This window comes from Pimelobacter simplex, from assembly GCF_900114845.1.
GTDB lineage: Bacteria > Actinomycetota > Actinomycetes > Propionibacteriales > Nocardioidaceae > Nocardioides > Nocardioides simplex.
Map to the genome: position 1 here is coordinate 1,105,489 of NZ_FOUK01000001.1, position 13,446 is coordinate 1,118,934.

Sequence of the window (13,446 nt, forward strand, 5' to 3'; positions counted from 1 at the left end):
AATCGCCCCCCGTGGCACTCACCATCGGCATCGTCGGTCTCCCCAACGCAGGCAAGTCGACGCTCTTCAACGCGTTGACCAAGAACGACGTCCTCGCGGCGAACTACCCGTTCGCCACCATCGAGCCCAACGTGGGCGTCGTCGGCGTCCCCGACCCGCGCCTGGCCCAGCTCGCCGAGATCTTCGGCTCCGAGCGCCAGCTGCCCGCCACCGTCGAGTTCGTCGACATCGCCGGCATCGTCCGCGGCGCCTCCCAGGGCGAGGGCCTGGGCAACAAGTTCCTCGCCCACATCCGCGAGTCCGCCGCCATCTGCCAGGTGACCCGCGTCTTCCGCGACGAGGACGTCACCCACGTCGACGGCGAGGTCAACCCGGCCAACGACATCTCCACCATCCAGACCGAGCTCATCCTCGCCGACCTCGAGACGGTCGAGAAGGCCGTCGTCCGCCTGGAGAAGGAGGCGCGCAAGGTCAAGGAGCTCGCCGCCAACCTCGACGCGGCCAAGCAGGCCAAGGAGGCCCTCGAGGCCGGCACCCCGATCATCGCCACCTCGATCGACCGCCTGCTCCTGCGCGAGCTCTCGCTGCTCACGGCCAAGCCCTTCATCTACGTCTTCAACTGCGACGCCGACGAGCTCCAGGACGAGGCCCTCAAGGCCAAGATGCGCGAGATCGTCGCCCCCGCCGAGGCCATCTTCCTCGACGCCAAGTTCGAGTCCGAGCTCATCGAGCTCGACGACGAGGAGGCCGCCGAGTTCCTCGCCGAGGCCGGCGTCACCGAGCCCGGCCTGGAGGTCCTGGCCCGCGTCGGCTTCGACACCCTCGGCCTGCAGACCTACCTCACCGCCGGCCCCAAGGAGTCGCGCGCGTGGACCATCCCCAAGGGCGCCACCGCCCCCGAGGCCGCGGGCGTCATCCACACCGACTTCCAGAAGGGCTTCATCAAGGCCGAGGTCGTCTCGTTCGACGACCTGGTCGCGGCGGGGTCGATGGCGAAGGCCAAGGAGGCGGGGAAGGTGCGGATGGAGGGGAAGGACTACGTCATGGCTGATGGTGACGTGGTGGAGTTCAGGTTCAACGTCTAGTTCCGGTTCAACGTCAGGCTCGCGGAACGTCGCCTGGCAACTCGGCCGCCGGACAGCGAGCATTGCCCGATACTCGCGTTGTGCGAGCGAAGCGTTCTGTCTGTTGTCGTGCGGTACGACGAGTACGCCACTCAGTTCGACACGACGGTTGAGCAACAAGTCACAGTTGTGAAGGTCCTAGAGGACGCTGAAGAAGCCGAGAACGAAGCCGACCGCCTCAATCATCTGAACGGGGCGAAGGGCGTCCGATACTGGGCGCAGGTCACGCGCATGGTGGAGGCGAAATCGGTCAGCGACGACGCATCCGTGCGCGAGGAATGACGACGTATGCCGATCAGGTGCTCACAGCTTTCGGGACTTCACCCGGTGGCTTCAACGTCTAGAAACGACCTGCTCGTCGACCCCGGCCCCCTAGGCTCCCGCCCATGGGCGCCAAGACCTCGTTGATCTGCTACGCCGACGGCGACGTGGCGAGCGTGCTCGCGGCGCGTCCCGAGGTCGACCGCGGGGCGACCGAGGCGCTGGTCGGGCGCCTGTTCCCGGGGCACACCGTGACGCCCGCCGCCGACGGCACGCTGGGCGAGGACGCCGACCCTCGCGACGGGATGGTCTTCGCCGCCGTCTGGCCCGGCGCGGCGATCGTGTGCACCGGCCGCGTCGCCCTGGACCGGCCGTCGCAGGTCGGCGGCCGATTCCTCGCGGAGGGCGCGGGCCGCACCGTGCACGTCCACGCGATGCACAGCAGCGTCGACTGGTTCGCGATGGGCGTCTGGGGCCCGGACGGCGGGCTGCGGCGGGCGCTCAGCGTCAACGGAGGGGAGGGGGAGATCCTCGAGGACGTCGGCGACCGGCTCGCGTTCGAGCTGCCCTTCTGGGCCGGCGAGCTCCCGGCCACGGACGACGACGAGGACGAGTACCCCTTCGCGTTCCATCCTCTCGAGCTCGGCGAGGCCGCCCTCGACCACCTCTTCGGCTTCGTCATGGAGGGCTACACCGGGATGACGTCGGACGGCTCGGTCGACCCGTTCGAGATCACCCTCGCGGGCTTCCGCCTGTCCGCCTGAGCTCGCAGGTTCGTCCCCACCACCCGAGGGCAGGATGGCGCCATGCGATTCCGGAAGCCCGCCCGCCCCGCAGTCCCGACCGAGTCCCTCGGCGTGGTCGAGACGCGATCGGGCGAGCTGCTGCTGCTCGACTTCGGCTGCTCCGAGCTGTGGTCCGGGGAGGCGTCGCCGGTCGTCGAGGAGGGCCGGTTCGACCCGGAGCTGACGGCGTCGCTCAACCGGGGCGGCGACCACGAGGTCGTCGGGCCGGACGCCGAGCGGGCGGCGGGTCACCTGGACCTCGCATCGGTGCACGGCAGGTACGCGTTCGACGTACCGGGTGATGCGAGCGCGGTGCGGGAGCGGCTGGCGGCGGTGTGCGCGGGGCACGGGCTCGAGGCCGAGTTGCGGCCGATCGAGCGGATGCCGCACCGCGAGCGCGTCCGCAGGCTGCTGGACCGGACGCCGGCCGGCACCGAGGTGCCCTTCCACGGCATGTGGGGGGTGGTGGTCCGGGGCGTGCCGGCCGGCCGGGCACTGCCCGTGCGCGGGGTGCGGATGGACCCCGAGGGCCCGGACGCGGGCCGGTGGCGGTCGGTCTGGGTCGAGGTCGCCGAGGGGGACGTGGCGTCGTCCGAGGCGATCGGCTACGTGCTCGTCGACCGGGCCCGGCTGATGTTCGCCGACCCCGACGCGCTGTCCTCGTGGAACGCGGGCGACATGGAGGAGGGGCTCGTCGACCTGGTGTTCTGGGGCCGGGACGGCGACGCGGTCGCCGCGCGCCTGGGGGCCGAGCGGTTCGACGAGGCCGGGCACACCGTCCACGGCTGGCGGGACCGCCCGCTCGACGAGGTACGACGGCTCGGCGCGGCCCTGCGCGAGCACCTGGAGGCGTCGTCCGCCAAGGTCGCGACCGACTACCGTCCCCACGACGACGACCACCGGATCCTCGCCGCCATGCGCGAGTCCCCGAGCGAGTCCGCGACGGCCGACGTCGCCGGCGGCCGGGTCTGCGGCTTCTTCACGTCGTGGGGCGACGGCGCCTTCCCGGTGTACCGCGACCTGGGCGCGGACGGCGGTCTGCTCCGGGTCCGCGTCGAGCTCGGCGCGCCCGAGATCGTCGCGCGGGCGCGGCGCATGGAGGAGCTCTGGTTCGGCAGCCTCGCCAAGCTGGCGATCGCCTCGCCGGGCGTCGTGCGCGGCGACGGCGTCCGCTGGCTGGAGCGCTACGCGCCGCGCAACGAGCAGGACAGTGGCTGGTGCGTCTACGCCGGCACCGAGACCCAGGAGGAGCTCGACGACCCCGGCTCCGCGACGCTCGTCCCGCTGCGCGACCTGATCAAGGGCGAGCCGGACCTCGAGGCCGTCTTCGCCACGCCCGCCCCGGCCGCCTTCGAACGCGCCGACGACGGGTCCTGGCAGCCCATCCCGCTGCCGGAGGAGCCGTGAGCCGCCCGCTTCCGGCGCCGACCCCCTACGCGACCTTCGCCACCGCGCTCGGCCGGCCGGTCGACAGCGCCGAGGTACGACGGGTCGTCGCGATCCTCGGCGGCACCTACGACGTCCGCCCGATGCGGCCCACGGCGGCGCGCTACGACCCGGACGTCGCCCGCACCGTGGCCTGGGACTTCACGGAGGCGCCGCCGGCCAACCACTACGCCGCGACCCACCTGGCCGTCCGCGACGACACCGTGGTGTGGCTGACCCTGGCGCCGGAGCTGGTCGCGGACGTGGTGAGCGACCGGGCCGTCTCGTTGCGGCTGCCGGACGAGGACGAGGTGGTGTTCCGGCCGCAGGGGCCGGAGTGGAGCTGGGCGCCGCAGATCATCCGGCGCCGGACGGCGTACCTGCTCGATCTCGATGTCGGCCAGGGCCACTGGGACGGCAGCTACAAGTTCCCTCTCACGCCGCAGCAGGCGGCGGACCTGCAGGCGGACCTGCTCCTCTACCGCGAGGTGTGGGACGGCCTGGTCCGGATCTGCCAGTCCGCCCGCTTCCTCGACGACCCGGCGACGCTGCCGGCCTCGGCCCAGTCGCTGATCGACGCGCGCTGCTAGCGCCGGAACGTCAGGTGGATCGTGCCGCTCTCGGCCGTCTCGGTGACGACGTCGTAGCCGGACTCCAGTCCGCGCAGCTCGTCCCACAGCCGGATCCCGCGCCCCAGCAGGATCGGCGCGATCGCCACGTGCAGCTGGTCGACGAGGCCCGCCGCCAGGAAGTCGCGGACGACGGACGCCCCGCCGCCCACCCGGACGTCCTTGCCGTCGGCCACCTCGAGCGCCCGGTCGAGCGCCTCGCGCGGCGACGCCGAGACGAAGTGGAAGGTGGTGCCGCCGGCCATCTCGATCGAGGGCCGCGGCGCGGTGTGGGTCAGCACGAAGACGGGGATCCGGAACGGCGGCTCGTCGCCCCACCAGCCGCGCCAGTCGGGGTCGTCGGGGAAGTTGTGCAGGCCGAACATGCCGGCGCCCATGATCTCGGCGCCGAGCTCGTCGAAGTACGCCTGCGCGTACTTGTCGTCGACGCCGGTCGTGCCCTCGCCCGAGGTGTCGTGGAGGACGCGCTCGCGGAACGTGCGGGTCGCGGTGTACGCGCCGGTGAGGCGCGGCCAGTCGTCGCCGAAGGGGTTGTCGGGGGTCTGGTCGGTCGTCGTCGCGAAGCCGTCGAGCGAGATGTTGAGGTCGACACGGACTGCCATGCGGGGGAGCCTACTGCCGCAGGTCGCCGGTCGTCGCCCGCTACGAAACGGCCCGCGTGCCGCCGTACCGCGCGACCACGCGCGGGCGGCGGCCAGCGGCGAGCATGGCCCCATGAAGCTGACCGGGATCGAGCTCGTGACGGTGGCGCTGCCGCTCGTCGCCCCCTTCCGCACGTCGTTCGGCACCGAGACCGAGCGCGAGGCGCTGCTGCTGCGCGTCGTGACCGACGAGGGGGAGGGATGGGGTGAGTGCGTGGCGATGGCCGAGCCGCTTTACTCGTCCGAGTACGTCGAGGGGTGCGTCGACGTCCTCAAGCGATTCCTGGTGCCGGCCCTGACCGACGTCGGGGATCTGTCGGCGGACCAGGTGGGGCGGGTGCTGGCGCCGGTCAAGGGTCACCGGATGGCGAAGGCGGCGCTCGAGATGGCCGTCCTGGACGCCGAGCTGCGGGCCGCCGGGACGTCCTTCGGCACGGCGCTGGGTGCGGCGCGGGAGACGGTCCCGTGCGGGGTCTCGGTGGGGATCATGGACTCCATCGGAGAGCTGCTCGACGCCGTCGACCGGTACGTGGCCGAGGGCTACGTCCGGGTGAAGCTCAAGATCGAGCCCGGCTGGGACGTCGCGCCGGTGCGTGCCGTGCGCGAGCGCTATCCCGACATCCCGCTCCAGGTCGACGCCAACACCGCCTACCGGCGCCAGGACGCGCGCCACCTCGCGAGGCTCGACCCGTTCGACCTGCTCCTGATCGAGCAGCCGCTCGACGAGGAGGACATCGTCGGCCACGCCCAGCTCGCCCGGGTGATGAGCACGCCGATCTGCCTGGACGAGTCGATCGTGTCGGCTCGCGCGGCGGCGGACGCCATCGCGCTCGGCGCGTGCTCGATCGTGAACATCAAGCCCGGCCGGGTCGGTGGCTATCTCGAGTCGCGGCGGATCCATGATGTCTGCATGGCGCACGACATCCCGGTCTGGTGCGGGGGCATGCTCGAGACGGGGCTCGGGCGCGCGGCGAACGTCGCGCTCGCGGCGCTGCCCGGGTTCACGCTGCCGGGCGACACCTCGGCCTCCGACCGCTACTACCGCACCGACCTCACCGAGCCGTTCCGGATGGACGACGGCCACCTCGCCGTCCCCACCGGTCCGGGGCTGGGCGTGACGCCGCTGCCGGACGTCCTCGCCGAGGTCACCGTCCGCTCGGAGTGGGTGACCTGGTGAGCACCGGGACGAGCGCGGCCCTGCACCGCCGCGCCGTCGTCGCGGACACCCACAACGACCTGCTCTGCGCGGTCGTCGCGCGACCGGTCGAGCGGTGGGCGGGGTTCTTCCGCGAGCAGTGGCTGCCGCAGCTGCGGGCGGGCGGCGTCGACCTGCAGGTGCTGCCGGTCTTCATCGACGACCCCTACCGGCCCGAGGGTGCACTGCGGCACACGCTGCGCATGGTCGAGGCGGCCCACCGGGTCGCCGAGGGCAATGCCGACGAGGTCGCGCTCTGCCGCGACGGCGCCGAGGTCGACCGCGCGCTGGCCGAGGGCAGGATCGCGCTGGTGCTCGCGCTCGAGAGCGCCCCCGGCGTCGGCGACGACGTCGAGCTGCTCGCGACGCTACACCGGCTCGGCGTCCGGGTGGCGTCGATCGCACACTTCGGCCGCACGATGCTCGCCGACGGCAGCAGCGAGGACGATGCCGGCAGCCGGCTCACGCGCGCCGGCGTCGAGGCGCTGGCCGAGATGGAGCGGCTCGGGATGATGTTCGACCTGAGCCACCTCGGTCTCGGCGGCGTCGACCACGTGCTCGAGCTCGCGACCCGCCCGCTCATCGCGACCCACTCGTCGGCCCGGGCGCTGCTCGACCACCACCGCAACCTCGGAGACACGCAGCTGCGGGCGATCGCGGCGACCGGTGGCGTGGTGTGCGTGAACTTCTTCGCTCCCTACCTGCACGCGACCGACCACTCGATCGACCGGCTCGTCGACCACCTGGAGCACGTGGTGGACGTAGCCGGCATCGCCCACGTCGGCATCGGGCCGGACTTCGTCAAGGAGGTCCTCGCCGACACCCAGCCGCCGTGCTGCGAGCCGGTCCCGGGCGACGACATCCCGCCCGACGCCTACATCCCCGGCCTGGAGGGCCCGGCCGGGCTTCCCCTCGTCACCGAGGCGCTCCTGCGCCGCGGCTGGGCCGAGGACGACGTCGTCGCGGTGCTGGGAGCCAACGTGCAGCGGCTCTTCCGGACCGAGCTCGGCCGTCCCGCCTGATCGCCGGACGAGCCTCAGCCGGGCACCAGGCCCACGTGGTGGGCGGCGAACGCGAGCATGTCTGCCGTCTCGGCGACGACCTGCGAGGTCGCCTTGCCCGCACCGTGGCCCGCGGCGCGCTCGACGCGCGTCACGATCGGAGCCGGCCCTCGCTGGGCGCGCTGCAGCGTCGCGGTGAGCTTGTGGCTGTGCGACGGGACGACGCGGTCGTCGTGGTCGCCGGTGACGATCATCGTCGCAGGATAGGACGCCGGACGGACGTTGTGGAGGGGTGAGTAGGCCAGCGCCACGGCGAAGTCGTCGGGGTCGTCCGGGTCGCCGTAGTCGGAGATCCAGGCCGCGCCGAACGTGAACAGGTGGAACCGGAGCAGGTCCATCACCCCCACTGCCGGCAGGACGACGGTCGCCAGGTCGGGCCGCTGGGTCAGCACCGCGGCCACCAGGAGTCCGCCGTTGCTGCCGCCGTGCAGCACCAGGTGGTCGGCGGCCCCGGACGCCAGCAGGTGCTCGCCCACGGCGATGAAGTCGTCGAAGACGTTCTGCTTGTGCTCACGTCGCCCGGCCTCGTACCAGGCCGTGCCGTACTCGCCGCCGCCGCGCAGGTTCGCGATCGCGATCGCGCCGCCGGCCTCGAGCCAGGCCGGGTAGATCTCCATGTAGTCGGCGCCCACGGGGATGCCGAAGCCGCCGTACCCGTAGACGAGCGTGGGCACCGCGGCGGCCGGGTCCTGGTCGGCCCGGCGCACGTGGAAGTACGGGACCTCCGTTCCGTCCTTGCTGGCAGCGCGCACCCGGCTCACGGTGACGGCGGGTGGGTCGTAGGCACCACCGGGCGGGACCAGGTCGTCGAGCGGCTCGAGGTCGTCGGAGCCCGCGGTGCCGCGCAGCGCCAGGAGCGGCTGGGTGACCGTGGAGATGCCGAGGAAGAAGTCGGCACTCGTGGGATCGGCCCACAGGCCGCCATAGGGGGGAAGCGCGCCGGCCGCTGCCGCGAGCCGACCGAGGTGCGTCCCGCTCAGGGAGTACCGGTCGAAGCACGGCTGCGCGTCGACCAGGCGGACGGCGAGCAGCTCGTCGCCGGGCGCCAGGACGCCGATCAGCTGGTCGGCGGTCTCGGCGATGAGCGTCCGGGGGAGCGGGACGGGGGCCGGATCCGCGGCGTCGAGGTCGATCGCCACGACGCGACCGCGGTCGGCGTCGAGGTCGGTGGTGCAGATCAGCACGTCCCCGTCGACCCGGACCACCTCGAAGCGGGCGACCGCGTCGTCGACGACCTTCCTCGGCGCCGCGATGGCGGTGCGGCCCGCCGCGGTGGTGAGCGGATGGGCCCAGACCCGGGTGCGCTGCTCGGTGCCGTCGGCGAACGTCACCAGCAGCCAGCGCTCGTCGTGCGAGACCTGGACCGACTCGAAGAGCACGCGCGGCAGCGAGGGCAGGTCGACCAGGACCTCGTCGGCCGACTCGGGCGTGCCGAGCACGTGCCGCAGCACCCGCATCGGACCCGACTCCTCGGCGTCGGTGCCGGTCATGGTGCGCTCGCGCTGCGGCGCCGCGTAGACGTACGACGCGTGGTCGGGCAGCCACACGGGCGCGAAGTGCTTGGTCTGGATGGGTGCGTCGGGCAGCGGCTCGTCGCGGTCGAGGTCGTGGAGCCGGATCTCGCCCCAGTCGCTGCCGCCCTCGCTGACGACCGCGGCCAGCAGTCGCCCGTCGCGGCTCACGCTGACGGCCTGCACCGACGTGGTGCCGTCGGCGGACCACGAGTCCGGGTCGAGCACGAGCCGCCCGCCGGAGCGCAGCTCGTCGAGGCTGTCGGCGAGCCACCAGGAATCCTGCTTCTGACTGCCGTCGTTGCGGGTGACGAGGTACCGGCCGCCGGCCTTGACCGGGCAGCCCGCGCGGGGCTGACCGAGCGCCTCGGCGAGTCGGGCCCGGAACCACGCGCGCTCGGGCAGCGCGGCCAGGAGTCCCTCGGTGTAGGCGTTCTGCCGGTCCACCCAGGCGACCGTCTCGGGGGAGTCGGGATCCTCGAGCCAGCGGTAGGGGTCGGCGATCGGCTGCCCGTGCAGCACGTCGACGACGTCACCGCGCCGGGTCGCCGGATAGGTCACGCGCCGGCCTCGGCGCAGGCCGCGGCGAGTGCCCGCCAGACCGACTCGGAGGCGGTCTCGATGCGCTCGGGGTGCTCCTCGTCGGGCAGCCAGGTGCCGTTGGCGAGCACCACGACGGTGACGCCGCGCGCCAGGTCGGTCGCGCCGTTGGACGAGAAGCCGCCATACATGCCGGGATGACCGTGCCAGCGCCGGCGGGCGACGTCCTCGATCATCGTGCCGGCACCGTAGCCGTGGGCCTTCTTGGTGAGGTCGGCGTCGGCGAGCGACTGCGGGGTCGGCGTCGTCATCTCGTCGATGCTCTCGGGGTGCAGGAAGGCGGTGCCCACGAAGAGGCCGTCGAGGAAGCGCGCGGCGCCGAGGGCGGTGCCGGCGAACATCCCGTCGCCGAACGGCAGCCCGAACAGGTCGGTCGGGATGCCGCGGGGCCGGTGTCCGTCGTAGGCGTCGCGGACGGAGCCGTCGGCGAGCGGGTCGTAGCCGCGGGCCAGGAGCGCGGCGGCGTCCGGCGAGCGGCGCAGGGTGAACGCGCGGTCAGGGATCGTGGGGATGCCGACCGGCGTGTGGATGAACGCGCTGCAGGCGTCCTGCATCGCCTCCTCGCCGCCCAGCGCGGCGACCAGGACCTGGGCCAGCAGGATGTAGCCCGCGTTGGAGTAGGCCCAGTGCCGGCCCGGCTCGACCGGCTCGCGGTACGCGGGCGCGAGCATCGACCAGGTGAACGGCCGGTCGGGGTCGTAGCGGCTCGGCGTCGTGCTGCCGGGAGCGACGTAGGGGAGGAGCGGGGCCACCTGTGGCGTCGTGTAGATGTCGGGGTAGCCGGCGGTCTGGGTGAGCAGCATCCGGGTGGTGACGACCGACGAGCCCGGCACCTCGTCGCCGAGGTACGTCCTCAGCGGGGCGTCGAGGTCGAGCAGCCCGCGCTCGGCCTGGCGGAGCGCGGCGGCCGCGATGACGAGCTTGCCGAAGCTGGCGAGGCAGAACATCGTCTCGTCGGTGACCGGCGTTCCCGCCGCGACGTCGGCGAGCCCGTGCGCACCCGTCCAGACGACCTCGCCCTGGCGCATCACGGCCGCCTGGACGCCGGGCGCGGCGGTGGCCGCGGCGGCCTGCCGGAAGGCCGCGTCGACCCGGCTCGCGAGCTCGTCAGGGGCGCTGGGAGAGATCCGGTTCGTGGTCATCGGACCGCACGCTACCCACGCCCGGCGACGGCGGGTTCGTGCGCGCTCACGAGGCGCCGGGCCGGTTCTTCGCGCCGGGCGACGAAGCGGCCGGCGGGACGACGACACCGCGCCGCGCGAAGTAGCCGTCGAAGACGTCGATCGGCAGCCGGACCGCCTCGCGGGTGCGCGCCGTGGGGGCGCCGGGGTCGTGGAACTCCAGGTGCGTGTCGGTGGCGGCGTACGCGAGGACGAGGTGACCGCCGCGCTCCGGCGGCGGGGCCGGTGCGTTCCGGATCGTCGAGTGCACCGACGCGATCACCCAGGCGCCCCGGCGCAGGTCGTCGGCCAGGGCGGTGACGGTGTAGTCGGTGCGGACCTCGGCGGCGATGTCCCAGCGGGTGCGGAGGTAGTTGACGAACGGCCGGTAGACCAGGCCGCGCAGCCCGCCGGCGTGCGGCACGTAGCCGCCCGCGGCCAGCAGCTCGCGGGCGAGCACGACCGGTGCCGGGCTGTGCCCGGTGCGCTCGATCAGGAGGCTGCGCAGGCAGGCGACGCCGCAGGACCGCCAGGCCCAGAACGCGTACTCCTGAGGATCGCGCGCGCCGGAGCGCGCCCAGTGCGGGTCGTCCTCGGCCGACACGGTGCCGTCGATGATGCCTGCGATCAGGTCGGGGCTCTCGAACTGGGACACGTACGCCGGCACGCGCGCGGGGGAGGCGGTCATCGTCCCGCACGCTACGCAGCCGCACCGGACGGCCGTTCGTGACCCGTCACGACGCGCCGTGCGGCGGTTCGCACGGCCGCACGAAGCCGCCGGGGCCGCCCGATAGGTACACCTGGTGGCATGGGAGAACAGCAGGCCCCCGGGCCGGTCGACGTCGCGGTGATCGGGGGTGGCGTGATCGGTGCGTCCGTCGCCCGGGCGGCCCGGCTGCGTGGGCTGGACGTCGTCGTGATCGACCCGGAGCCCGGCGCGGGTGCCTCGCGGGGCAACGCCGGGCTCGTCGTCCCGGGCTACTGCCTCCCGATGGCCACGCCCGCGAACCTCCGGGCCGGCCTGCGCGGTGCGCTGGGCCACGACGCCGCCGTCAGCGTCGGCCGTCCGCTCTCCCCGACGACGACGGGCTGGCTGGCCCGGTTCGCGCTCAGCGCCCGCCCGGGCCGGGTGCGCTCGACCGCGCGCGCCACGTTCGAGCTGGCCGACCGCAGTCGCCGCCTGTACGACGAGCTCGCGGACGCCGGGCTGGACCTGGGTCTGCGCCCGACCGGCTGGCTGTGGGCGTTCCGGACGGCGTCCGGTCCGCGCGCGGCCGCCGCGGTGGTGCGCGACCTCGAGCGCGCCGGCTCCAACGGCCGGATGGTCGGCCCGGACGAGGCCCGGGCGCTCGAACCGGCGCTCACGCCCGACGTCACCGCCGGCGTCTGGTTCCCCGACGAGGGCGTGCTCGACCCGGCCCGGGCCACCGAGGTGCTGCTCCGCGACGGCGCGGAGCGCGGGGTGCGTCTGCTGCGCGAGCCCGTGGTCGCCGCGGAGCGGGACGGTGCGTGGATCCGGTCGCTGCGGACGACGACGCAGGTCGTCACCGCGCGCTGGGTGGTGCTCGCGGCCGGTGCGTCCAGCCGGGCCGTCGGCGCCCTGCTCGGCGCCCGGGTGCCGGTCGAGGCCGGGCACGGCTGGAGCCTGACGATCCCCACGTCCGGGCCGCCGCTGCGCCGCGCGCTGATGGACGCCGACGCGCACGTCGTGGTGAGCCCGTTGCCGGGAGCGGTCCGGATCACCGGCGGCATGCAGCTCGGTGGCCGCCCCGACGGGTCCCGATCGGCCGCCACCGTCGCCGGCCTGCGCGATGCCGCGACCGGCCTCGTGCCGGCGCTCGCCGCCCTGGCCGACGGCACCGCCTGGCACGGCGCGCGCCCGATGACCACCGGCGGGCTCCCGCTGCTCGGCCGCGACCGGCGCGTCGCCAACCTGGTCCTGGCCACGGGGCACGGCACGCTGGGCATGACGCTCGCGCCGGTCACGGGCGAGATCGTCTCCGAGCTGATCGCGTCCGGCAGCGGCCGGCGCACGAAGGGAGCGGTGGGATGACCGACGAGATCCTGGTCCTGAGCCGCAGCGACGTCGCTGAGCTGCTCGACGCCGACACGGCGTATGCCTCGCAGGTACGGGCATTCACGGCCATCGGGGAAGGAGCGCCGAGGCCGTCGTCGAAGATCATGCTGGAGTTCGACGGGCTCGACGACCTCTGCTTCACCTACGCCTCGCGGATGCTGCCGTTCGGCGCGGTCTGCAAGTTCGGCAGCGTCAACCCGGCCAACGCCGAGCACGGCATGCCGACGGTCAGCGCGACCGTGCTGGCGCTCGACGCCGAGACCGGCCGGCTCGCCGCGATCATCGAGGGCACCGAGATCACGACCCGGCGGACCGCGGCCGCCACGATGGTCGCCGTCGAGGCGCTCGCGGTCGCGGGCCCGCTGCAGGTCGCGATGATCGGGACGGGCGTGCAGGCCGCCGCGCACGTGCGGGCGCTCGCCGCGCGCGGACGGACCGGCGAGGTCCGGCTCGCGGGCCGCTCGGCGTCGCGCTCGGCGGCCGTCGCGGCGGAGCTGGTGGCCGACACCGGGCTCGTCGTCCGGTCGGCACCCGACGTGCGCACGGCGGTCGCCGACGCGCAGGTGGTCGTGCTGGGCACCACCGCGCACACGCCCGTCGTCGAGGCCGACTGGATCGCCGACGGCGCGCTCGTCGTCTCGCTCGGCTCGATCTCGCCGACCCGCTGCGAGGTGGGCCAGGACCTGATCGCCCGGGCGGCCCGCGTCGTCGTCGACGACCGGACGAGCGCGCGGGTCCAGGCCGGACCGGTCGTCGCGGCGCTCGCGAGCGGTCTGCTCACCGACGACGACGTGGTCGCTCTCGGCGACGTGCTCGTGGGAGCCGCTCCGGGACGGCGGTTCCCGAGTGACCTCGTCTTCTACAACAGCACCGGCATCGGGCTGCAGGACGCGGCCGCTGCCGCGGCCGTGATCGCCACCGCCCGTGAACGCGGCGCCGGGCAGCACCTGAACCTCTCGCAGTGAAAGGACACCGAT

13 protein-coding genes are annotated in these 13,446 nt (G+C 73.7%); 9 read left to right on the forward strand and 4 right to left on the reverse strand.

The window, feature by feature from the left end; translation table 11 throughout:
• The first annotated feature begins 11 nt into the window (after positions 1-11).
• From ychF to BM223_RS05345, 5 genes are all read left to right on the forward strand, one after another.
• Positions 12-1,085 carry a redox-regulated ATPase YchF gene (gene ychF, locus BM223_RS05325; RefSeq protein ID WP_038681058.1) on the forward strand — a complete coding sequence of 358 codons (1,074 nt, stop codon included), beginning with the start codon at positions 12-14 and terminating at the stop codon, positions 1,083-1,085.
• Between the two features lie 108 nt (positions 1,086-1,193).
• Positions 1,194-1,406 carry a hypothetical protein gene (locus BM223_RS05330; RefSeq protein WP_038681056.1) on the forward strand — a complete coding sequence of 71 codons (213 nt, stop codon included), beginning with the start codon at positions 1,194-1,196 and terminating at the stop codon, positions 1,404-1,406.
• Between the two features lie 104 nt (positions 1,407-1,510).
• Positions 1,511-2,149 (forward strand): DUF6928 family protein, encoded by a 639-nt coding sequence (locus tag BM223_RS05335; RefSeq protein ID WP_038681054.1) that lies wholly within the window; start codon positions 1,511-1,513, stop codon positions 2,147-2,149.
• 42 nt (positions 2,150-2,191) lie between these two features.
• Positions 2,192-3,577, forward strand: coding sequence for a DUF2185 domain-containing protein (locus BM223_RS05340; RefSeq protein WP_038681052.1), 1,386 nt, complete (start codon positions 2,192-2,194; stop codon positions 3,575-3,577).
• On the forward strand, positions 3,574-4,185 hold the full coding sequence (locus tag BM223_RS05345) for a hypothetical protein (RefSeq protein ID WP_038681049.1): 612 nt from the start codon (positions 3,574-3,576) through the stop codon (positions 4,183-4,185). Before BM223_RS05340 ends, BM223_RS05345 begins: the two co-directional genes overlap by 4 nt.
• Here the strand turns inward: BM223_RS05345 and BM223_RS05350 are convergent.
• Complete coding sequence (locus BM223_RS05350) at positions 4,182-4,826, reverse strand: dihydrofolate reductase family protein (RefSeq protein ID WP_038681047.1); 645 nt, start codon at positions 4,824-4,826, stop codon at positions 4,182-4,184. The two genes, BM223_RS05345 and BM223_RS05350, sit on opposite strands and share 4 nt — an antisense overlap.
• Positions 4,827-4,938: 112 nt before the next feature.
• On the opposite strand from BM223_RS05350, the gene menC reads away from it, so the two are divergent.
• Both menC and BM223_RS05360 read left to right on the forward strand, forming a co-directional pair.
• Positions 4,939-6,042: an o-succinylbenzoate synthase gene (menC, locus tag BM223_RS05355; RefSeq protein ID WP_038681045.1), complete on the forward strand. Its 1,104-nt coding sequence runs from the start codon at positions 4,939-4,941 to the stop codon at positions 6,040-6,042.
• A complete protein-coding gene (locus tag BM223_RS05360; protein ID WP_075018526.1) occupies positions 6,039-7,082 on the forward strand; it encodes a dipeptidase in 1,044 nt (347 codons plus the stop codon). The genes menC and BM223_RS05360 overlap by 4 nt, the downstream gene beginning before the upstream one ends.
• 14 nt (positions 7,083-7,096) lie before the next feature.
• On the opposite strand, the gene BM223_RS05365 is transcribed toward BM223_RS05360, so the two are convergent.
• The 3 genes from BM223_RS05365 to BM223_RS05375 are packed head-to-tail and all read right to left on the reverse strand — an operon-like array spanning position 7,097 to position 11,080.
• Positions 7,097-9,193, reverse strand: coding sequence for a prolyl oligopeptidase family serine peptidase (locus tag BM223_RS05365; protein ID WP_052138942.1), 2,097 nt, complete (start codon positions 9,191-9,193; stop codon positions 7,097-7,099).
• On the reverse strand, positions 9,190-10,374 hold the full coding sequence (locus tag BM223_RS05370) for a serine hydrolase domain-containing protein (protein WP_038681041.1): 1,185 nt from the start codon (positions 10,372-10,374) through the stop codon (positions 9,190-9,192). Before BM223_RS05370 ends, BM223_RS05365 begins: the two co-directional genes overlap by 4 nt.
• Positions 10,375-10,420: 46 nt before the next feature.
• The gene (locus BM223_RS05375) at positions 10,421-11,080 is read right to left on the reverse strand and encodes a hypothetical protein (RefSeq protein ID WP_052138941.1); all 660 of its coding nucleotides are present in this window, start codon (positions 11,078-11,080) and stop codon (positions 10,421-10,423) included.
• A 120-nt stretch (positions 11,081-11,200) separates the two neighbouring features.
• Between BM223_RS05375 and BM223_RS05380 the strand changes: the two genes are divergently transcribed.
• Positions 11,201-12,445 carry an NAD(P)/FAD-dependent oxidoreductase gene (locus tag BM223_RS05380; RefSeq protein ID WP_038681039.1) on the forward strand — a complete coding sequence of 415 codons (1,245 nt, stop codon included), beginning with the start codon at positions 11,201-11,203 and terminating at the stop codon, positions 12,443-12,445.
• Positions 12,442-13,434 (forward strand): ornithine cyclodeaminase family protein, encoded by a 993-nt coding sequence (locus BM223_RS05385; protein WP_038681037.1) that lies wholly within the window; start codon positions 12,442-12,444, stop codon positions 13,432-13,434. Before BM223_RS05380 ends, BM223_RS05385 begins: the two co-directional genes overlap by 4 nt.
• The last annotated feature ends 12 nt before the right edge of the window (positions 13,435-13,446 follow it).